Source organism: Methylobacterium sp. J-088 (assembly GCF_022829295.1).
Classification (GTDB): domain Bacteria; phylum Pseudomonadota; class Alphaproteobacteria; order Rhizobiales; family Beijerinckiaceae; genus Methylobacterium.
In genome coordinates this window covers 56,083-76,854 of record NZ_JAKSYH010000278.1, presented here as the reverse complement: position 1 = coordinate 76,854, position 20,772 = coordinate 56,083, and the positions used below count along the sequence as shown (strand labels likewise).

At 68.8% G+C, this 20,772-nt stretch carries 15 protein-coding genes; 7 read left to right on the top strand and 8 right to left on the bottom strand.

Features of this window, described 5'->3' with window-relative positions; genetic code table 11:
• Positions 1-94 precede the first annotated feature (94 nt).
• From MKK63_RS30330 to MKK63_RS30320, 3 genes are all read left to right on the top strand, one after another.
• Complete coding sequence (locus MKK63_RS30330; protein WP_244008151.1) at positions 95-577, top strand: PAS domain-containing protein; 483 nt, start codon at positions 95-97, stop codon at positions 575-577.
• Between the two features lie 59 nt (positions 578-636).
• On the top strand, positions 637-1,887 hold the full coding sequence (frc, locus tag MKK63_RS30325) for a formyl-CoA transferase (protein ID WP_244008149.1): 1,251 nt from the start codon (positions 637-639) through the stop codon (positions 1,885-1,887).
• An 83-nt stretch (positions 1,888-1,970) separates the two neighbouring features.
• Positions 1,971-3,143: an HPP family protein gene (locus MKK63_RS30320; protein ID WP_244008146.1), complete on the top strand. Its 1,173-nt coding sequence runs from the start codon at positions 1,971-1,973 to the stop codon at positions 3,141-3,143.
• A 3-nt stretch (positions 3,144-3,146) separates the two neighbouring features.
• Here the strand turns inward: MKK63_RS30320 and MKK63_RS30315 are convergent, their stop codons facing one another.
• The 7 genes from MKK63_RS30315 to MKK63_RS30285 form a co-directional block, all read right to left on the bottom strand.
• Positions 3,147-3,842 carry an alpha/beta hydrolase gene (locus MKK63_RS30315; protein WP_244008144.1) on the bottom strand — a complete coding sequence of 232 codons (696 nt, stop codon included), beginning with the start codon at positions 3,840-3,842 and terminating at the stop codon, positions 3,147-3,149.
• 440 nt (positions 3,843-4,282) lie between these two features.
• Positions 4,283-6,028 carry an oxalyl-CoA decarboxylase gene (gene oxc, locus MKK63_RS30310; protein ID WP_244008142.1) on the bottom strand — a complete coding sequence of 582 codons (1,746 nt, stop codon included), beginning with the start codon at positions 6,026-6,028 and terminating at the stop codon, positions 4,283-4,285.
• A 49-nt stretch (positions 6,029-6,077) separates the two neighbouring features.
• Positions 6,078-7,364: an oxalate/formate MFS antiporter gene (gene oxlT / locus MKK63_RS30305; protein ID WP_244008140.1), complete on the bottom strand. Its 1,287-nt coding sequence runs from the start codon at positions 7,362-7,364 to the stop codon at positions 6,078-6,080.
• 139 nt (positions 7,365-7,503) lie between these two features.
• Complete coding sequence (locus MKK63_RS30300; RefSeq protein WP_244008138.1) at positions 7,504-9,300, bottom strand: zeta toxin family protein; 1,797 nt, start codon at positions 9,298-9,300, stop codon at positions 7,504-7,506.
• Between the two features lie 294 nt (positions 9,301-9,594).
• Positions 9,595-10,614 carry a branched-chain amino acid aminotransferase gene (locus tag MKK63_RS30295; protein ID WP_409564580.1) on the bottom strand — a complete coding sequence of 340 codons (1,020 nt, stop codon included), beginning with the start codon at positions 10,612-10,614 and terminating at the stop codon, positions 9,595-9,597.
• 160 nt (positions 10,615-10,774) lie between these two features.
• Entirely contained in the window at positions 10,775-12,535 is a 1,761-nt protein-coding gene (locus MKK63_RS30290) for an ABC transporter ATP-binding protein (RefSeq protein ID WP_244008134.1), read from the bottom strand.
• A gap of 94 nt (positions 12,536-12,629) precedes the next feature.
• Complete coding sequence (locus MKK63_RS30285) at positions 12,630-13,154, bottom strand: Spy/CpxP family protein refolding chaperone (RefSeq protein WP_244008131.1); 525 nt, start codon at positions 13,152-13,154, stop codon at positions 12,630-12,632.
• A 168-nt stretch (positions 13,155-13,322) separates the two neighbouring features.
• Between MKK63_RS30285 and MKK63_RS30280 the strand changes: the two genes are divergently transcribed.
• The 4 genes from MKK63_RS30280 (at position 13,323) to MKK63_RS30265 (ending at position 18,400) form a co-directional block, all read left to right on the top strand.
• A complete protein-coding gene (locus tag MKK63_RS30280) occupies positions 13,323-14,252 on the top strand; it encodes a metal ABC transporter substrate-binding protein (protein ID WP_244008129.1) in 930 nt (309 codons plus the stop codon).
• Positions 14,253-14,401: 149 nt separating this feature from the next.
• Positions 14,402-16,150 (top strand): heparinase II/III family protein, encoded by a 1,749-nt coding sequence (locus MKK63_RS30275; protein ID WP_244008127.1) that lies wholly within the window; start codon positions 14,402-14,404, stop codon positions 16,148-16,150.
• A gap of 108 nt (positions 16,151-16,258) precedes the next feature.
• On the top strand, positions 16,259-17,857 hold the full coding sequence (purH, locus tag MKK63_RS30270) for a bifunctional phosphoribosylaminoimidazolecarboxamide formyltransferase/IMP cyclohydrolase (protein WP_244008125.1): 1,599 nt from the start codon (positions 16,259-16,261) through the stop codon (positions 17,855-17,857).
• 312 nt (positions 17,858-18,169) lie between these two features.
• Positions 18,170-18,400 (top strand): hypothetical protein, encoded by a 231-nt coding sequence (locus MKK63_RS30265; RefSeq protein WP_244008123.1) that lies wholly within the window; start codon positions 18,170-18,172, stop codon positions 18,398-18,400.
• Between the two features lie 592 nt (positions 18,401-18,992).
• On the opposite strand, the gene MKK63_RS30260 is transcribed toward MKK63_RS30265, so the two are convergent.
• The gene (locus MKK63_RS30260; RefSeq protein ID WP_409564575.1) at positions 18,993-20,675 is read right to left on the bottom strand and encodes an MFS transporter; all 1,683 of its coding nucleotides are present in this window, start codon (positions 20,673-20,675) and stop codon (positions 18,993-18,995) included.
• Positions 20,676-20,772: the final 97 nt, after the last annotated feature.

Genomic DNA, 20,772 nt, shown 5'->3' with positions numbered 1-20,772 from the left:
GTATACCAAATACCAACGGTGCGGGGCGGTAAATTGCCGTCGCCACACCGGTAAGCCGGAACTTTAGCTCCAAGTCCGGAGAGAAAGGCCGCCCATGACGCATCCCCCGCTGCCACCGATCCCGCACGGGGCGGCCAGCACGACGACAGGGTCAGGATCCGCGCTTGCGAGTCTCGTTGCGGCCATCGGCGACGCGGTCGTCGTCGCCGATCCGGAGGGTCTGATCACCGTCTGGAACCCGGCCGCCGAGCGGATCTTCGGCTACTCCGCCACGGAGGCGCTCGGCCAGACGCTCGACCTGATCACGCCCGAACGGCACCGCCGTCGCCACTGGGACGGCTACGCCAAGACGATGCGGACCGGGACCACACGCTACGGCGCAGAGACCCTGAGGGTGCCGGCCATCCGCAAGGACGGAAGCCAGCTCTCCATCGCCTTCACGGTGGGAATGGTGCGGGACGCAGCCGACCGGGTGACCGGGATCGTGGCGGTGATCCGCGACGAGACCGAGCGCTGGTCGGAAGAAAAGCGGCTGCGCCAGCGCGTGGCCGAGCTCGAAGCCACCGTGCCGGCCTGACCGGGCCCGCCGCGCATCGCCTTCACCGAAACGCCCAACATTCCAAGGGAGGACGCCCCATGAGCAAGCCGCTGGAAGGCATCAAGATCATCGATTTCACGCACGTTCAGGCCGGACCGGCTTGCACGCAGCTCCTCGCCTGGTTCGGCGCCGACGTGATCAAGGTCGAGCGCCCCGGGTCCGGCGACGTGACCCGCACGCAGCTGCGCCACGTCGAGGATGCCGACGCGCTCTACTTCACGATGCTGAACTCCAACAAGCGCTCGCTCACCCTCGACACCAAGACCCAGGCCGGCAAGGAAGTCCTCGAGAAGCTGATCCAGGATTCCGACGTCATGGTCGAGAATTTCGGCCCTGGCGCGCTCGACCGGATGGGCTTCTCCTGGGCGCGCATCCAGGCGCTGAACCCGGGCATGATCCTCGCCTCGGTGAAGGGATTTTCCGACGGCCACCATTACGAGGACCTGAAGGTCTACGAGAACGTGGCCCAGTGCGCGGGCGGTGCCGCCTCGACCACGGGCTTCTGGGACGGGCCGCCCACCGTCAGCGCCGCCGCGCTCGGTGACTCGAACACCGGTATGCATCTGGCCATCGGCATCCTCACGGCCCTCCATCAGAAGAACAAGACCGGCACCGGCCAGAAGGTCGCCGTGTCGATGCAGGACTCGGTGATCAACCTCTGCCGGGTGAAGCTGCGCGACCAGCAGCGCCTCGACGCGCTGGGCTACCTCGAAGAGTACCCCCAATACCCCCACGGCGAGTTCTCCGACGTGGTGCCGCGTGGCGGCAACGCGGGCGGCGGCGGTCAGCCGGGTTGGGTTCTGAAGTGCAAGGGCTGGGAGACCGACCCGAACGCCTACATCTACTTCACGATCCAGGGCCACGCCTGGGCGCCGATCTGCAAGGTGCTCGGCAAGGAGGAGTGGATCTCCGATCCCGCCTACAACACCCCGCGGGCCCGCCAGGACAAGATCTTCGACATCTTCAAGACGATCGAGGACTGGCTCGCCGACAAGACCAAGTTCGAGGCGGTGGACATCCTGCGCACCTACGACATTCCCTGCGCGCCGGTGCTCTCGATGAAGGAGATCGCCGAGGACAAGTCCCTGCGCGAGAGCGGCACCGTGGTCGAGGTGGCGCATCCGAAGCTCGGCACGTACCTGACGGTCGGAAGCCCGATCAAGTTCTCCGACATGACGGTCGAGGTGAAGGCTTCGCCCCTGCTCGGCGAGCACACCGACGAGGTGCTGGCAGACCTGGGCTACACGCAGGAGCAGATCCGGGCCATGCACGAGGCCCGCGCAGTCTGATAGGGACCGGCCGCCCTCTGCGATCCTGAGACAGGACGGCGTCGCCGCGGCGCCGTCCTATCCATGTGTGAGCCTCCGACCCGATGCGTGCGTTCCTCAGTCGTTTCCTGCCGGAGCTGACCCCGGTCAGCACGCGCGAGCGCCTGCGCTCCGCCGCGGGCGCCCTGGTGGGCATCCTGGCGACCGGCCTCGTCTGCCGGGCATCCGCCCCGGCCGAGGCGCTGCCGATCCTGATTGCCCCGATGGGCGCCTCGGCGGTGCTCCTCTTCGCCGTGCCGGCGAGTCCCCTGGCGCAGCCCTGGTCGATCCTCGGCGGCAATCTGGTCGCCGCTCTGGTTGGCGTCACGGCGGCGGCCTGGATCGCCGATCCGTTCGTGGCTGCGGCCTGCGCCATCGGGGTGGCGATCGCCCTGATGATGCTTCTGCGCTGCCTGCATCCGCCCAGCGGCGCCGTGGCACTGACGGCGGTGCTGGGCGGCCCGGCGATCCGGGCACTGGGCTACGGCTTCGTGCTCTGGCCGGTGGCGGTCAATTCGCTGATCCTGCTCGCCGCCGCCCTGCTGTTCAACAACCTGACCGGACGGACCTATCCGCACCTGCGCCCGGCCGGACCGCGGACGGCCGATCCGCCGTCCGAAGCCCGGGTCGGGTTCCGCGCCTCGGACCTCGACGCTGCGCTGGAGGATTTCGACCAGCTGCTCGATGTCGATCGCGGCGACCTGGAGCAGATCCTGCGGCGGGTGCAGATGCGGGTCTATGGCCGCCGCTCGGGACCGATCGCCTGCGCGGCGATCATGTCGCGCGACGTGATCGCGGTGGCGCCGGATGCGTCGCTGGACGAAGCCATGCGGCTGTTGCGTCGCCACCGGATCAAGGCGCTGCCGGTCACCGACGAAGGTGCGCGCGTCCTCGGCATCGTCACGCAGACCGATCTCCTCGACAAGGCCGCCTGGGACCGGGCCGGGCCGCGGCTCGGCCTCGGCCGCCGCCTGCGCCTGACCGCCGAGCGGGGCAGGGCGCCCCATGGCTGCGCCGCCGACATCATGAGTGCCGTCGAGCCGGTCGCTCCCGATACACCCATCGCCGCTCTGGTGCCGCGGATGTCGGAGGCGGGGCTCCATCACCTGCCGGTGATCGACGCAGACGGCCGCCTCGTCGGGATCGTCTCCCAGACGGACCTGATCCCGGCGCTCCTGTCCCAGGCCGATGCGCCCGAGGAACCGATCCGCACGCCGGCCCAGGCTGCCCTGGCCTGAGCCTCAACGGGCGTCGGACGTATCTGCCAGGAAGAACGCGACGGCCTGCGCCACCACGGCCGGCTGATGTGCGTGCGGCCCGTCATACTCGACAGATGTGACTGGGTAGCCGGCCTCGCGCAGCGCCGGGACGTGGACCCGGGCGCTGCGGTCGATGGGGATCTGCGCGTCCTGCGTGCCGTGCGACAGGAAAATTCGTGGCGCGCCGACTTGCAGGTGCGCCGACAGGAAGCCCGCCGACGACACGATCAGGTGGCTCGCCACGTCGCCGTTCGCGAGCCCCAGGGAGAGGGTGTAACTGCCGCCGTCGGAATGGCCAGCGAAGCAAAGGTGCTGGGGGTCGAGGAGGAATCGGTCCGCCACGAAGCCGAGCGCCGCCGCGACCCGCTCGCGGTCCGGCCCGTGACCGGCGATGACGATGTCCCAGGTCGGGAACAGCGATTGCGGGGCGAGGAGCAGGAATCTTTCGGCGTGGGCGTGCCGCTCCAGCATCGGCAGGATGCGCTCGGCGCTGCCGCCGCCGCCGTGAAACAGCACCACCAGAGGGCAGGGCCGGCGCGGATCGAGACCCTCGGGGACCACCAGCACCGCGTCGCGCTCGGAGAACAGGCCGAGGTCATGCCGGCCCGGGGGGAGGGGCTGCTGGGTGGGCAGGCGGTGGCGGAAGTCCAGGCGGCCGGCGAGGTCGGGATCGATCATGGCGGGATGTCGCTGGGTTAGGGCCGAGGTCGCTCGAAGCTGTCAGGCCAGGAGCGACGGCATCCGCCTTTCTCCCTCCCCCGCAGGGGCTACCGGATTCACACTTTTCTGCCGGACGCCGAGAGCTTGAGAAACAAGCGCGTTTCCCCTCCCCCTTGCGGGGAGGGGGCAGGAGTGGGGGTGGTTCAGAAGGAACCGCGGCGTTCAATCCTGCACCACCCCCGCCTCCAACTCTTCCTCGCAAGCTCGAGCGATCCTGGGCAAGCCCAGGGTCGCCAGGGGAGGAGAGCGCGTCTCGGCCAGCGATGTGTGGATATCGTAGCCCACAGAGGGGGAGGGAAGGCGGGGATCCGGCGGCCCGCATTAAAAACGGCCGGATTGCTGAGCGATCCGGCCGGCGAGCTGACGTGAGAAGCGCGGGCTGAGGGCGCTCGCTGCCCTTACTTCTTCTTCTTGATGCCGCTCTGCGGGTTGAGGCTGCCGATATTGCCGCTCTCGCTCCCGGCGGCCGGGTCGATCACGGCGTTGACCAGGGCCGGCCGGCCCGAATTCATCGCCTCGTTGACTGCTCGGGTCAGCTCGTCCGGCGTGGTGACGTGGTAGCCGACGCCGCCAAAAGCCTCCATCATCCGGTCGTAGCGGGAATCCGGCACGAACACCGTCGTGGCCGGATCGCGGCCGGTCGGATCCGTGTCGGTGCCGCGATAGATGCCGTTGTTGTTGAACACCACGATGCAGATCGGCAGGCCGTACCGGCAGATCGTCTCCACCTCCATGCCGGAGAAGCCGAAGGCGCTGTCGCCCTCCACGCAGAGGACCGGCTTGCCGGTCTCAACGGCGGCCGCGACGGCGAAGCCCATGCCGATGCCCATGATGCCCCAGGTGCCGACATCCAGGCGCTTGCGCGGCTGGTACATGTCGATGATGCCCCGGGCGAGGTCGAGGGTGTTGGCGCCCTCGTTGACCAGGATCGCGTCCGGCCGCTCCTTCACGATGGTGCGCAGGGCGCCGAGGGCAGCGTGGAAGGTCATGGGCGAGGCGTTGCTCATGAGCTTGGGCGCCATCTTGGCGATGTTGGCCTCGCGCTTGGCCTTGAGCGTCTCGGTCCAATCTGACGGGGGCTGCTGCCAGCCCTTGCCCATGCCGTCCAGAAGCGCCTGAACGCAGGAGGCGATATCGCCGACCACCGGAGCGACGATCTCGACGTTCGAATCCATCTCGCGGGGCTCGATGTCGATCTGGATGAACTTGGTCGAGCCGGGCTCACCCCAGCTCTTGCCCTTGCCGTGCGAGAGCAGCCAGTTCAGCCGGGCGCCGATCAGCAGCACCACGTCCGAGTCCTTCAGCGCCGTGGAGCGCGCCGCGCCGGCCGAGAGTGGGTGGGTATCGGGCAGGAGGCCCTTGGCCATGCTCATCGGCACGTACGGGATGCCGCTGGTCTCCACGAGGGCGCGGATCGCCTCGTCGGCCTGGGCATAGGCGGCGCCCTTGCCGAGCACGATCAGCGGTCGCTTGGCGGATTTCAGGACGTCCAGCGCCCGGGCGATCGCCTCGGGGGCCGGGCGCTGGGCGGGCGCCGGGTCGATCACCTTGACCAGCGACTTCTGGCCAGCCTCGGCGTCCATCACCTGGGCGAACAGCTTGGCGGGCAGGTCGAGGTAGACGCCGCCCGGCCGGCCCGAGCAGGCGGCACGGATGGCGCGGGCGACGCCGATGCCGATATCGGCCGCGTGCAGCACCCGGAACGCCGCCTTGCACAGGGGCTTGGCGATGGCGAGCTGGTCCATCTCCTCGTAGTCGCCCTGCTGCAGGTCGACGATCTCGCGCTCGGAGGAGCCAGAGATCAGGATCATCGGGAAGCAGTTGGTGGTGGCGTTGGCCAGCGCCGTCAGGCCGTTCAGGAAGCCCGGGGCCGAGACGGTGAGGCAGATGCCGGGCTTCTGGGTGAGGAAGCCCGCGATCGCCGCGGCGTTGCCGGCATGCTGCTCGTGGCGGAACGAGATCACCCGCATCCCCTCGGCCTGCGCCATGCGGCCGAGATCGGTGATCGGGATGCCCGGCACGCCGTAGATCGTCTCGATGCCGTTGAGCTTGAGCGCGTCGATGACGAGGTGGAAGCCATCGGTCAGATCGGGCTCCGCCTCGATCTCGGGGGTGGTGTGGACGATCTTGGCCAGTGCGGTCATCGCAGGGTCTCCGGAAGGTCGATGTCGAGGGTGGCGGGGCGGACGGCCTTCAGGCCGCCCGGATCGGTCGGGCGGCGAGCGCCGCGGCGGGCTCGGGCTCGGCGAGGTAGCGGGCCCGCATCGGGCGGAGCAGGAACATGGCCAAGGCTGCCGCCGTGACGTTCAGGACGATGATCAACGTGAACACCGCGGACCAGCCGTAGGCCGTCGAGAGCAGGCTCGCGAAGGGCACGAGGAAGGCTGCGGTCCCCTTGGCGGTGTAGAGCAGGCCGGCGTTGCTGGCGGCATACTTGGACCCGAACGTGTCGCCACACGTCGCCGGGAACAGCGAGTAGATCTCGCCGAACACCCCGAAATACACCGCGGTCGCGAATACGAAGACCATCGGGTTGTGGCCGTAGGTCAGGAGCACGATCACCGCTGCCGCTGCGGTCGAGAAGGCGATAAACATCGTGTTTTCGCGGCCGATATGGTCGGAGACGTAGCCGAAGAACGGCCGCCCGAACCCGTCGAAGATCCGGTCGAGGGAGATCGCGAGCGTCAGCGCCGCCATTTGCAGGCCGAACAGGCTCACCGGGACGCCGGCGACCTGGAAGTCGTGGGCGATCGGGGCGATCTGCGCCGCCGCCATCAGGCCGCCGGAGGCGACCATCACGAACATCGCGTACATGACCCAGAAGACCGGAGTGCGGACGGCCTCGCGGGGGCTGCGATCGATCTTGGTCTGGGGCAGGCGCGTGCTCTTGCGCTGGACCTGCGCGATCGTCGACGGCTTGCGCAGCAGGAAGGCGAGCACGAAGACCACGGCGCCCTGACCGATCCCGAAATACAGGAACGCGTCCTGATAACCGCTGGTGGCGATCATCCGGGCGATCGGCACCACCGTGATGGCCGCGCCGGCGCCGAATCCGGCTGCCGTGGCACCAGCCGCGAGGCCGCGCCGATGCGGGAACCACTTCAGTGCGTTGCCCACGCAGGTACCATAGACCGAGCCCGCGCCGATGCCGGCAATGACGGCCCCGAGATAGAGAAGGAACAGGCTGTCGGCGTAGGCGTCGATGGTCCAGGCCAGGGCGATCATCACGCCGCCGAACGCCACGACGATCTTCGGGCCGTAGCGGTCCACGAACCACGCCTCGACCGGCACCAGCCAGGTCTCGGTGGCGACGAACAAGGTGAAGGCGAGCTGGATCGCCGCCCGGCCCCAATGATAACGTTGGTCGATCGGATCGACGAACAACGTCCAGCCGTATTGGAGGTTGGCGATCATGGCCATGCAGATCACGCCGAAAGCGAGCTGCCACCATTTCGCCGACGGCGAATCCTGGTGTTCCATCCCTAAGCCTCTCTTGGGCGGCGCGGCCTCTCGCGGCAGCGTCTCGTGCACCACGGATCATGCACATCCGTTCCAGGTATGCAATATACCAGGGTGAGACGTACGGAATGAACTGTCAGGCCGGCGATATTGTGCCGGTTTATTGGCATGGGGAATCGCTCCCCCACGCACCGAGGGTCGGCTGATCCGCCGGCCGCAAAGTCTGTTCGAGGATCGGGATCTCTGCGAGGTCGTCCGGCAGGCCGATCAGCGCGCGGGTGGCCACCCAGTCCGGCTCGTCGGCGAGAGCCGCGAACGCGGTGGGGTCGAGCCCGGTGATCCGTCCGCGATCGAGCCGCAGGATCGCCCGTCCGGTCTCGGGTTGAACGAAGCGGATCGCCGTCATCCGGCGCAGGCATTCCCGCAGGAAGGCGGTGTTGGCGGATGCCGAAAGGTCCGCGCCCTTGAAGACCGCGTCGGGCCCACGTGCGAAAATGTCGACCTTGCGGAAGCGGTCGATGTCGATCAGCCCCTTCACGTCGAGGATGTTGAGGATCCCGTCGGCCCAGAACGCGATGGTCCGCGGGCGATCGCCGAGCGGCACGCTGTTGTCGAGGAACTCGCAGACCACCTGCTTGTCGCGCGACAGCGCCCAGTTGAAGAACAGGCGCGGCATGCCCGTATAGGCCTCGACATTGTGGGCCAGGAGATCCTCCACGGCCTTGTAGCGGCCGAACATCTCGCCGCGCTGCCAAGCCCGCTCCACGGTGTCGGCCGGCGGCGTGACCATGAATTGCATGTAGACCCGGTCACCGAATCGGGTGAGCAGTTGGCCGCCGCCATCGGAGCCGGCCTCGGCCTGAAAGCTGTCGAATCGGAACCGGTCGATCAGCAGGTTCGAGATCCGCCGCTCCGCCGCCTTGCGGGTGACGTAGCGGTCGAGCTTCATGTCGATGATCTCGACCTCGTAGCCCGTCAGGGTTCCGGCGTAGCGGGCGGCGGGCCCGAGGCTGTCGTAGTCGAGCAGATACTTGCGCCAGACATCGGGCGTGATCACCGCGAAGTCCGACCACGCCATGCCGAGGCGTCTGGCAAGACCGAGCTGATAGGGGCGGATCGTACTCTTGCCGGAGGCCGAGGCGCCCTTGACGTTCATCACCACCGGATGGTCCTGGGCGGCGAGCCGGCGGTAGCCGCGGGCCTCCACCACGGCGGCGATCCAGGGCTCGATCCGCTCGCCGATCCGGCGGCTGCCGTAGCCGTTGGAGACCAGCGTCCCGGCGAGGCTGCGCAGCAGCGCCGCGTCGCGGATCAGGGTGTTCTGTCGGGCGATGAGGCCGGACACGACCGTGCGGAGCGCCTCGCAGGCCGCGATCTCGAGGCCGTCGCCGGATTCCGACGCCCGCCGCTGCCAGGATTCGATGTGGAGCAGCGCCCGGGTCGCGCGGTCCACGCGCGGCGCCTCGACCGCGGGTGGGCGCCGGCCGAGGAGCCGGTCGAGCCAGCGCGGCTCCGGCGGGGGCGGGGCCGGCGGGTCGTCCAAAATCGCGGCGATCTCGCGGGCCAGGACCGCATCGGCCTCGGCGCGGATCCGCGTCAGGGCGTCCTCGACCTCTCCGAGGCGGGGCTCGACGCCCTCACGCAGGATCGTGGCGACGATCGCCCGGAAATTCACGCCGAGATCGGCGTAAACCGCGCCCACCGGCACGGACAGGTCCGACATGACCCGAATCAGGACCTCGTGGACGACGAGGCGGCTGGCCCGGAATCGCGTGAGTTGCCGGGCCGGCAGGCCGCACAGGTCGCTGAGATCGAGGGCGTGGCGCAGCGGCGTCTCGACGTGCTCCGGGCGGTAGACGGTGACCAGGGGCAGGAAGGCGGACGGCAGGTCTGAGCGGACACCGGGGTTCCATGGTCCGATGGGAGGCTCTGTGTGCTGGGCGACCCCGTCTGTCATGTGCGCGCCTTCCTCCCCCCTCTGCAGGGGAGGGTGGGCCGGCCGTGAGGCCGGGTCGGGCCGGGACGAAGTCCCGCAAGAGGGGAACCCGGGTTTGAGACAGGGCGCGGCCAGCCTGATGGGCGGAGCCGGGTTCTGCACCGACGCTCCCCTCTCGCGGGACGTCGTCCCGGCCCGACCCCCTTCGGGGGCCTCCCTCCCCCGCAGTGGGGCGAGGGAGGGCGCGTGGCAGGTCCGGTGAGCAGGCTGGGCAAGCTCGATCCACGCTCTGCCAATGCAAGCGGCTGAGAAGTCTCAAAAAACCTTCTGGAACCAGCCATGGGCATCATTCGTGTTGCCCCGCTGGATATCGACGAGCAGGTTCCGCAGCCGTTGGGCCACCGGCCCGGCCTTGCCGTTCCCGATGGTGAAGCTCTCCTCGCGGCCCTTCACGGTGCCGATCGGCGTGATCACCGCGGCGGTGCCGCAGGCGAAGGCCTCGGTCAGGCGACCCTCCCGGACGTCGGCGCGCCACGCGTCGATCGCGTAGGGCTCCTCCTTCACGGTCAGGCCGGCCTCCTGCGCGAGGGCGAGCACCGAATCGCGCGTGATGCCGTGCAGGATGCTGTCCGAAAGCGGGGGCGTGACGAGCGTCCCGTCGCCGAACACGAAGAACACGTTCATGCCGCCCAGTTCCTCGATGTAGCGGCGCTCCACCGCGTCGAGGAACACCACCTGCTCGCAGCCCTGCGCGGTGGCCTCCGACTGCGCCGCGAGGCTCGCCGCGTAATTGCCGCCGCACTTGGCCGCGCCAGTGCCGCCGGGGGCAGCGCGCGTATAGTGCTCCGACACCCAGACCGTGACGGTGCTGTTCGGGTCCTTGAAGTACGAGCCCACCGCCGACGCGATGGTGATGAACAGGTACTCGGAGGCCGGCTTGACCCCCAGGAACGCCTCGGTGGCGATCATGAAGGGGCGGAGATAGAGGCTGCCATCCGCCGTGTCGGGGATCCAGGCGCGATCGATCTCGACGAGCTTGTGCATCGCCTCGACGAAGGTATCCTCCGGAAAGGGCGGAATCGCCAGGCGCTCGGCCGAGTGGCGGAAGCGGCGCGCATTGGCGTCCGGCCGGAACAGGGCGGCGCCGCCATCGGCGGTCCGATAGGCCTTCAGCCCCTCGAAGATCTCCTGGGCGTAGTGCAGCACGGCGGCGGCCGGATCGAGCGGGATCGGCTCACGGGCCTTGATCGTTGCGTCGTGCCAGCCGCGACCGGCCGAATAGCGCGCCACCACCATGTGGTCGGTGAACACCTTGCCGAAGCCGGGATTCGCCATCAGCGCGGCCCGCTCCTCGGCGGTCCGGCGGGCGGGGTGGCTCTGGATCTCGAACGTCAGGTCGCTCACGGTGGGGTCCTCATCGGCTGAGGCTCTTATGGCGTGCTCTCGCGCGCGAATCTACGGAGCCGGCGCATGACGGTGTCGCCGTTCATGCGGATCACTCCGCTGCCGCGGGCTCGGAGAGTTGCAGCCGGTGCAGGCGTGCGTAGGCGCCGCCAGACGCGAGGAGCGTGTCGTGCCGCCCGGCCTCGATAACGCGGCCGGCTTCCATCACGACGATCTGATCGGCCTCGCGCACGGTCGAGAGGCGATGGGCGATCACCAGGGTGGTGCGGCCGTGCATCAACCGGGTCAAAGCCTCCTGGACTAGGCGCTCCGATTCGGAATCGAGGGCCGAGGTCGCCTCGTCGAGGAGCAGGATCGGCGCGTCCTTCAGGAAGGCGCGCGCCAGGGCCACCCGCTGCCGTTCGCCGCCCGAGAGCCGGCCGCCGCCCGGCCCGACGCGGAACGCGTAGCCCTCCGGCAGGGCGGTGACGAAGCCGTGGGCCGCGGCGGCGCGCGCTGCCGCCTCGATCTCGCCCCGGGAGGCACCGGGCCGGCCGAAGCCAATGTTGGCGGCAATCGTGTCATCGAACAGCACGACCTCCTGCGAGACCACCGCCACCGCCGCGCGCAGCGAAGCCAGCGTCACGGCGCGGACGTCTTGTCCGTCGACGGTCACTCGTCCGGCGGTAACGTCGTAGAGACGCGGGACGAGATTGAGCAGCGAGGACTTTCCGGAGCCGGAGCGCCCGACCAGGGCCGTAACCGAGCCCGCAGGCACCGCAAGGTCGATTCCCTCCAGCGCCGGCGCATCCGGGCGATATCGGAAATGGACGCCTTCGAAGCGGATCGCACCGGCCGTAACGATCAGTGGCCGGGCCTCGGGCGCCTCGCGGATCGTGGGCGCCTCATCCATCACATCGAAGTAGCGCCGCAGCGCGGCGGCCGCCTCCTGAAGGATGGCGTTGAGGTTTCCCAGCGCCCGGGCGGGCTGCGCCGCGAGCAGCAGGGCCGCCACGTAGCCGGTGAAGTCGCCGACCGTCTTCTCCCCCGCGAGCACGCGCTGCCCCACCAGCACCAGCACGCCCGCCACCGCGATGCCGCCGCCGATTTCGAGCAGCGGATCGAGCCGCCCGCGGGCGTTGGCGGCCTTCATCTTGAGGCGGCGCACCTCGTCGAGGGCCTCGGCGGCGCGGCCCTTCAGGTAGGGCTCCATCGCGTAGGTCTTGGCTACGCGGGCGCCCTGCAGGCTCTCGGAGATCAGGCTGGCGGTGGCGCCCATCTGCTCCTGCGTCGAGGTCGAGACCCGCCGGAGCTTCCTGCCGATCCGTCCGATCGGTCCAGCCACGAACGGCACCGTGAGGCCGGCTACGAGCGTCAGCACCGGATCCATCCAGAGCAACGCCGCCACGAGGCCAATCAGCATGGCGATGTCGCGCAGCAGCACCGTCGAAATGCGGGTCAGCGCCTCCTTGATGAAGGCGAAATCGGTGGTGAAGCGCTGGGTCAGCGCCGCCGGGCTCTCGCGGCCGAGCTGGGCGAGATCGGACTCGATCAGGTGCCCATACAAAGCCGCCTGCATGTCGGCCTCGACCCGGGTGACGACCCGGTTGGTCAGCACCGTCTGTCCGTAGAGCGCAAAACCACGCGTGGCCGTGACAACGATCACAACCAGCGGTCCGTAGGTGACCGCCACGGAATCCTTGCGGTCGAAAGCGTCGAAGGCCGCCTTGATCAGCGCCGGGTAGAGTCCGGTCGACGCGCCGACCAGCGCGATCAGTACGAGCACCACCGCGAGGGTGGCCCGGTGCGGGTACAGCCACGTGCGCCAGAGTCGGGCGAGGAGGGGTGCCGTGTCGCCGGGAAGGCGCGCCATGAAACCTACCGGGTCGGATCAGCGCCGCCCTCCGGCAGGAGGTGCGGCAGAGGCGGGTTTGCCGCCGCCGCCGCCGCGGATCAAGGTTTATGGCTCAGCGGTCGCCGCCGCGCGGCCCGTGTTCGTCGTCGGGGCCGTGATGCCGGCCGCCCCGCATCCCATGGCCGCCCATCGGCCGGGCGAGGATCATCGCGCGCCGCTTCTGGTCCTGGTCCAGGCTGGCGTAGAGCGGCTGCGAAGCGTCGGCGAGCTTGCGCAGGGCTTCGCCACGGGCGGTTGCGGTGTCCGCCATGGCCCGCAAGGCTGCGGGGGCATCGTCGGCGAATTTCGGCCGGTCGCGCATCGCCTCGCGGCGCTGCTGGCGCAGCTTGGCCATATCACGGATCGCGGATTCCACCGGTGGCCACAGCTTCTCCTGATCGGCGTTGAGCTTCAGGCCGGCATGGAGCGCGGCGATCCGGGCATCCGTGAACGCCGCCCGGTCCTCGGGACTCAGCGCGCTCCACCGGCCATGCCCGCGGAACCCGTCGGGCCCATGATCGCGAGCCACTGCCGCGCCGGCCAGCCCAAGGCCGAGGGCACCGGTGACGAGGAGTGTGGCTCTCAAACGTCGGAACATGGAAACCTCCGTCTCACGCTCGGGGCACCGGCGGGTCCGCCACCAGGGTGCCCGATGATGCCTATCGAACGCAGGACGTGTATCCCGCTTGTGTATGTAACATTGTTACACTACTGGCCTGCGCGGACGTGAGTGGGAGCTGTGACCGTGTGCGGGATGGCGGAAACGATGCGGATTGCGATCCGCGCATGGACCGGCTTTGCGATCCTGGCCCTCGGCCTGGCGTTGCCAGCCCGGGCGGAGACGAGCCCGATCCGGGCGGTGGCGAGCTTCTCGATCCTGGGCGATCTGGTCCGGGCCGTCGGCGGCACGCGTGTGGTCGTCGCGACGCTGGTCGGGCCCAACTCCGATGCCCACGGCTTCAGCCCGACTCCGGCCGATGCGCGCAAGCTCGCCGAGGCCGACATCGTGTTCGTCAACGGCCTCGGCTTGGAGGGCTGGTTCGACCGGCTGATCCGGGCCTCCGGCACCCGCGCGCCGGTGGTGGTCGCCTCCGCGGGGGTGAAGCCGATCTCCGCCCAGGACGAGCATGCCCATGGAGCGGGCGGGCACGATCACGGCGACCATGCGGTCGATCCGCATGCGTGGCAGAGCATCGCGAACGTGCGGATCTACGTCGCCAACATCCGGGACGGCCTCGCCAAGGTCGATCCGGCCCATGCCGACGCCTACCGGGACGCGGCCGCGGCCTACATCGCCAAGCTCGACACCCTGGAGCGGGCCGTGCGCGCCACGATCGACGGCATCCCGCCGGAGCGGCGCCGGATCATCACGACTCACGACGCCTTCGGGTACTTCGCGGCGGCTTACGGTCTGCGGTTCGTGGCGCCCCAGGGCGTCTCGACCGACAGTGAGGCCAGCCCGCGCGACGTGGCGGCGATCATCCGGCAGATCCGCCAGGATCGAATCCCCGCCGTGTTCCTAGAGAACATCAGCGATCCCCGCCAGATGGAACAGATCGCCCGGGAGAGCGGCGCCCGGATCGGCGGCCAGGTCTATTCCGATGCGCTCTCTGGACCCGATGGCCCGGCAGCGACCTACCTGGACATGATGCGCGCGAACCTACGCGCCTTCGCGGCGGCGCTGGGGCCGGGCTGAGATCTCGCCCGCGGGGCGACGGGCATGACATAGCGTAAACCGGCGGTTAAGAGGCCCCCTCTAGCCTTACGTAACGGGTGCCAGCCGATCCTCGTCCGCGAGGGCTCAGGGCCGTGGGGCCTTGTCGGATCGCGCAGCTCGGAGATCGCGTGGCTTGGGGGCCTGACCGCTGGCGCTTCTATCGGCTCGTCGCGCGCGAGGCCGCGCGCGCGATCCGTGCGGCCGCCGCCAGCCTGACGGCATCCCCCGACATCCTCGCCCGGATGCGGGTGACCGGGCTCGTGATCGCCCCCCAGGATCTGCGCACCTCCGACGCGACCTTCGCGGACGACATCTACGCGGGGCTGTTCGTCTTCGCCGGGCGGTCGCTCGCGGCGAGCGGCGGCTCGCCGTTCGACTACGCGCCGCCTTCGCCGGAATGGGCCGACGAGCTCTACGGCTTCGGCTGGCTGCGCCACCTGCGCGCTGCCGACACGGCGCTGGCCCGGGCGAATGCCCGCGCCTTCGTGGCCGACTTCATCGCCGGGCGGGGCGATCCGGCACTCGCCCGCCAGACCCCGGTGGCGGCGCGGCGGCTGATCTCGTTCCTGTGCCAGTCGCCCCTCGTGCTGGAGGGCGCAGACCACGCGTTCTACCAGAGCTTCCTCAAGGCGATCGCCCGCAACGCGCAGCAGCTGGAGCGCGATCTGCGGCGGGGCGTGCCGCCGCAATGGCGCCTGAACGCCGCCGTCGCGCTCTGCTACGCGGGCCTTTGCTGCGACGGCATCCAGCCGATCCTCCGGCGGGCGACCCGGGTCCTCTCGCGCGAGCTCGACCGCCAGATCCTCACCGACGGCGGCCATCGCTCGCGCGATCCGCGCTTCGCCATGGAGCTGCTCCTCGACCTGTTGCCGCTGCGCCAGAGCTATCTCAGCCGGAGCGTCGAGCCGCCGGTGGCGCTCCTGGGCGCGATCGACCGGATGCTGCCGCTCCTGCGGCTCCTGCGCCACCCGGACGCCTCGCTCAGCCATTTCAATGGCATGGGCGCCACCGACGCGGACCACCTCGCCACCCTGCTGATCTATGACGGCGCCCTCGCCCAGCCGCTGATGCATGCCCCGAATTCCGGCTACGAGCGGCTGGAGGGCGCCCGGATCGTGATCGTCGCCGATGTCGGCGCAAGCCCGCCGCTGCCGTACTCGGTCAATGCCGGGGCGGGCTGCCTCGCCTTCGAGATGTCGAGCGGGCCGCAGCGGATCGTGGTCAATTGCGGCCTGCCGGCGAGCGGGCCGGATCTGCGCCTCCTTGCCCGGTCGACGCCCGCACATTCCACGGCCTCCGTGGCCCAGGCCTCCTCGTGCCGGTTCCTGACGCGCAGCGGCTGGTGGGGCGAGCGCCAAGTTGCCGATTGGCTGATCCGGAGGCGCGGGGCCGTGGTCCTGAGCGGCCCGACCGCCGTCGCTGCGGAGCGGGCGGAGGATGCCGAGCGCGTCGTGCTGGCGGCCCGGCACGACGGCTTCGCCCCGGATTTCGGGATTGTCCACGAACGGCGCTGGGAGCTTGTCGCCACCGCGGCGCGCGTCGAGGGTCGGGACGCCTTCCTGCGCCAGGGCAAGGCCGGGAGCCGCGCGCGCCGCCGCGCCCAGGATGTGGCGATCCGCTTCCACCTGCATCCCGGCATCGCCGTGCGCGGGGTGCCGGAGGGGCTCGAACTCACCTCGGCGCTCGGCGAGATCTGGCAGTTCCGTGCGGACAATGCCGAGATCGCCCTGGAGGAGAGCGTGTACTTCTCCGGCCTGACCGGCCCGCGCCGGACCGACCAGATCGCGCTCCACCTGACCGTGTCGGAGGATGTCGAGGTGCGCTGGAGTTTCACGCGCCTCGCCTCGGCGCCGCTGCGGGGCGTCTCGCCGGCCTGACGAGCGCGCGCTCCGCCGCAGTGGACGCCGGTTCGGCGCGAGCGGCTGGCCCGGATCGCCGTTTCCGTGCTACCGCCCGAAAAAGTCTCACGCTTTCGGCACGAAACCATGGCGCACGATCAGGTGCGGGTCTCCCGCGCGCTCCTCTCGGTCTCCGACAAGACCGGACTCGTCGACTTTGCCCGGGCGCTCCAGGCGCGCGGCATCGCCCTGGTGTCGACCGGGGGGACCCATCGGGCGTTGCAGGAGGCCGGCCTCGCGGTGACCGAGGTCGCCGACCTGACCGGCTTCCCCGAGATGATGGATGGGCGGGTCAAGACGCTGCATCCGGCGGTGCATGGTGGTCTGCTGGCGATTCGCGACAACCCGGAGCATCAGGCGGCGCTGGCCGCCCACGGGATCGGGGCGATCGACCTGCTCGTCGTGAATCTCTATCCGTTCGAGGCGACGATCGCGGCCGACAAGCCGGATGCCGACTGCATCGAGAACATCGATGTCGGCGGCCCCGCGATGATCCGCGCGGCGGCCAAGAACCACGCCGACGTGGCGGTCGTCACCGACGTGGCCGACTACGCGGCCGTACTCGCCGCGTTGGAGGCCCATGACGGCGCGCTGGACGCGGCGCTGCGCCGGCGGCTGGCGCAGAAGGCCTTCGCCCGCACGGCGGCCTACGACGCGTCCATTGCCAACTGGATGGCCGGCCGCTTCGGTGCCGATGCGGCGGCGCCGTTCCGCGCCTTCGGGGGCAGCCTCGGGCAGAGCCTGCGCTACGGCGAGAACCCGCACCAGATTGCGGCCTTCTATCGGGCCCCGGGCAAGCCCCGCTCGGGCGTCGCGACCGCGCGCCAGCTCCAGGGCAAGGAGCTGTCCTACAACAACTTCAACGACACGGACGCCGCCTACGAGTGCGTCGCGGAGTTCGATCCCGCCCGCGCCGCCGCAGTGGCGATCATCAAGCACGCCAACCCTTGCGGCGTCGCCGAGGGGGCGAGCCTGCTCGAGGCCTACGAGCGCGCCCTGAGCTGTGATCCGACCTCGGCCTTCGGCGGCATCGTGGCCCTCAACCGGACGCTCGACGCGGAGGCGGCGGCGAAGATCGTGGAGATCTTCACCGAGGTGATCATCGCGCCGGACGCGACGCCCGAGGCCGCCGCGATCGTGGCCGGCAAGAAGAACCTCCGGCTCCTCCTGGCCGGCGGCTTGCCCGATCCGACGGCTTCCGGCGAGGTCGTGCGGTCGCTGGCCGGCGGGCTGCTGGTCCAGGGCCGTGACGCGGCCGTGGTCGACGACATGCCGCTCCAGGTCGTCACCAGGCGCGCGCCGAGCGAGGCGGAACGCGCCGATCTCCGCTTCGCCTACCGGGTCGCCAAGCACGTGAAGTCCAACGCCATCGTGTACGTGAAGGGCGGTGCGACGGTCGGGATCGGAGCCGGGCAGATGTCGCGGGTCGATTCCTCGCGGATCGCCGCCTGGAAGGCTGCGGAGGGCGCCAAGCGCCTCGGCCTGTCCGAGAGCCTTGCCGTGGGCTCCGTGGTGGCGTCGGACGCGTTCTTCCCGTTCGCGGATGGACTGATGGCTGCGGCGGAGGCCGGGGCTACGGCGGTGATCCAGCCCGGCGGCTCCATGCGCGATTCGGACGTGATCGCCGCGGCCGATGCGGCCGGCCTCGCCATGGTGTTCACCGGGCACCGCCACTTCCGGCACTGACAGGCTGCACCGCCGCATTAACGATGGCGCGAGATTGGTTGGCCCGAATCGATTGTCGTGCAGCCGCGCGACGATCGCATGTCATCTGGTTTCGAGCATTGGTCTGTTGCCAGAAGTATAAAATTTGAAAAATTCGCTTACCCAATAAAGGTTTCCGAGTATAATCGGACATCGTCGTACGGTTGAATGCAGATAAGTCGTTGGATCAACCACGGGGTTGATGTCGGAACTTCAGCACGTCATCATCGATCGAACTGATGCAGGAGGATTGCGCACAGCATCTCCTCGAACGGATCCGGTCTGGGTGGCGCGATGCTGGTTGCTGTGATGTTGTTCGGAGTGGGTTGGCTGGTCGGCCGAACCTATACGGTGGTCGTCCTCGCCATGACGTCGACCGTCATCATGATCACGGCATCGGCCATCTTCATCACGACCTACGGTCTTGATGTGCTCCATACGCTGATCACACTCGGTTACCTCGGCGCGCATCAATCCGGCTACCTGCTTGGCGCGTTCATGAACGGCTACCAGCACGACAGCTGACCGCGTATCCGCCGGTCACCACCACCAGACCGGATGCCCAGCATAGATGTTGATCAGCAACCATAGGGCGATTGTTGCAGAGGGCCACAAAAGCACCAGTAGAACAGGAGGTTTGCTGCCGGGTTTGCGGCGGAGCGGTGTCGAGGCAAGGTTCACCATCTGAACTCTGAAGACGTTTCGATCGGGCGTGCCATTACGGTCGGAGACCATACATGGTTCCCCGAAATTGCGGATTAAAATTCCGAGACGTAGTCAACGGGACGCAATACCGTGAGAGGTGCTCTGGTCCATACGCAAGATTTTTAAATGATTCTGCCAAATTCACGGCCGGAGCTAAGCATTTTGCCGGAATGTATGCTTTATCTAGAGCATATTGAAGTTCGAAAATTGGATCAATTCAATCGATGCCGGTAAATTAGTCGGTCTTCGAGGCGCGCCACGCAGGCCCGGCGGTTTTCGCGAGGCCGCTCGACATCAGGAGCGATAATCCGATTTGGCCGGGCACCGATTCGAAACAGAAGCGCCCGGGCGGCGTGTGCGGCCCGGGCGTCGCTGGCGAAGGTGGTGTCCGGGCGAGGCCCGATACGGGTAATCAGTCGTCCGCGAAGATGTCGCGATCCTTGGTCTCCGGTACGAACAGGACCCCGATGATCACCGTCGCGACGGCAATGACGATCGGGTACCAGAGGCCGAAGTAGATATCGCCGGTCTGGGCCACCATCGCGAAGGCGGTGGCCGGCAGCAGGCCCCCGAACCAGCCGTTGCCGATATGGTAGGGCAGCGACATCGAGGTGTAGCGGATCCGGGTCGGGAACAGCTCCACCAGCATGGCGGCGATCGGGCCGTAGACCATCGTGACGAACAGCACGAGGATGAACAGCAGGCCGATCACCTGCGCGACCTGCGGACGGAAGATGTCGAACGGGCTCGCCATCTTCACGATCTCCGGGTCGCCGGCCTTCGGGTAGCCAGCCGCCTGGAGCGCGACAATCGTGGCCTTGTTGGCCTCGACGTTGCCGCCCTGCGGGTAGGGGATCTCGGTGTCGTTGACCCGGATCGTGGCGGGTTGGCCGGCCGCACCGGCGGCGGTCGTGTAGCGCACCGAGGATTTCGACAGGAAGTCGCGGGCGAGGTCGCAGGGCGCGCTGAACACCCGGGTTCCGACCGGATTGAACAACGTCCCGCAGGCGGCCGGATCGGACGTCACCGTGACCTTCACCGATTCGATGGCGGCTTCGAGCTTCGGATTGGCCGCGGAGGTGATGCCCTTGAAGACCGGAAAGAAGCTCGCCGCCGCGATGGCACAGCCCGCCAGGATGATGACCTTGCGGCCGATCTTGTCGGACAACCAGCCGAACACCACGAAGAAGCCGGTGCCGAGCAGCAGCGACCACGCGATCAGGAGGTTCGCCGTATAGCCATCGACCTTAAGGATCGATTGCAGGAAGAACAGGGCGTAGAACTGGCCCGTGTACCAGACCACGCCCTGGCCGGCGACGAGCCCGAACAGGGCGATGACGGCGAACTTCGCGTTCCGCCACTGGCCGAAGGCCTCCGTCAGCGGCGCCTTCGAGGTCTTGCCCTCGTCCTTCATCTTCTTGAAGGCCGGGGATTCCGAGAGCTGGAGCCGGATCCACACGGAGATGCCGAGCAGCAGCACCGAGACCAGGAACGGGATGCGCCAGCCCCACTCGGCGAAGGCGGCCTCGCCCGTGAAGCTGCGGGTCGCCAGGATCACCAGAAGCGACAGGAACAGGCCGAGCGTCGCGGTGGTCTGGATCCAGCTCGTGTAGAAGCCGCGCCTGCCGTTCGGCGCATGCTCGGCCACGTAGGTCGCCGCGCCGCCATACTCGCCGCCGAGCGCCAGTCCCTGCGCGAGCCGAAGCACGATCAGGATGATCGGCGCCGCGATGCCGATCGTGGCGGCGTTGGGCAGCACGCCGACGATGAAGGTCGACAGGCCCATGATCAGGATCATGATCAGGAAGGTGTACTTGCGCCCGACCAAGTCGCCGATGCGGCCGAACACCAGCGCGCCGAACGGACGGACGATGAAGCCCGCCGCGAAGGCCAGCAGGGCGAAGATGTCCCGGGTCGCCGGCGGATAGGCCGAGAAGAACTGGGCGCCGATGATCGCGGCGAGCGAGCCGTACAGGTAGAAATCGTACCACTCGAACACGGTGCCGAGCGAAGACGCGAAGATCACGCGCTTCTCGGCCGAACTCATCGGTCGTGCCACCTCACCAGCCCGCGGGACCGCGGTTGCTACAGCCATGGCCTAACCTCCCCAACACCATCGGCCCGCCGGCGTTTCACCGGGGGCACGGGATGCGCTGCCCGGCCTCGCCTTGCGCGGGCTGCAGATCACCTAT

Coding starts and splice junctions, on each gene's coding strand:
- MKK63_RS30330 (WP_244008151.1), top strand. CDS start 95: ATGACGCATCCCCCGCTGCCACCGATCCCGCACGGGGCGGCCAGCACG.
- frc (WP_244008149.1), top strand. CDS start 637: ATGAGCAAGCCGCTGGAAGGCATCAAGATCATCGATTTCACGCACGTT.
- MKK63_RS30320 (WP_244008146.1), top strand. CDS start 1,971: ATGCGTGCGTTCCTCAGTCGTTTCCTGCCGGAGCTGACCCCGGTCAGC.
- MKK63_RS30315 (WP_244008144.1), bottom strand. CDS start 3,842: ATGATCGATCCCGACCTCGCCGGCCGCCTGGACTTCCGCCACCGCCTG.
- oxc (WP_244008142.1), bottom strand. CDS start 6,028: ATGACCGCACTGGCCAAGATCGTCCACACCACCCCCGAGATCGAGGCG.
- oxlT (WP_244008140.1), bottom strand. CDS start 7,364: ATGGAACACCAGGATTCGCCGTCGGCGAAATGGTGGCAGCTCGCTTTC.
- MKK63_RS30300 (WP_244008138.1), bottom strand. CDS start 9,300: ATGACAGACGGGGTCGCCCAGCACACAGAGCCTCCCATCGGACCATGG.
- MKK63_RS30295 (WP_409564580.1), bottom strand. CDS start 10,614: ATGGCGAATCCCGGCTTCGGCAAGGTGTTCACCGACCACATGGTGGTG.
- MKK63_RS30290 (WP_244008134.1), bottom strand. CDS start 12,535: ATGGCGCGCCTTCCCGGCGACACGGCACCCCTCCTCGCCCGACTCTGG.
- MKK63_RS30285 (WP_244008131.1), bottom strand. CDS start 13,154: ATGTTCCGACGTTTGAGAGCCACACTCCTCGTCACCGGTGCCCTCGGC.
- MKK63_RS30280 (WP_244008129.1), top strand. CDS start 13,323: ATGCGGATTGCGATCCGCGCATGGACCGGCTTTGCGATCCTGGCCCTC.
- purH (WP_244008125.1), top strand. CDS start 16,259: ATGGCGCACGATCAGGTGCGGGTCTCCCGCGCGCTCCTCTCGGTCTCC.
- MKK63_RS30265 (WP_244008123.1), top strand. CDS start 18,170: ATGCTGGTTGCTGTGATGTTGTTCGGAGTGGGTTGGCTGGTCGGCCGA.
- MKK63_RS30260 (WP_409564575.1), bottom strand. CDS start 20,675: ATGGCTGTAGCAACCGCGGTCCCGCGGGCTGGTGAGGTGGCACGACCG.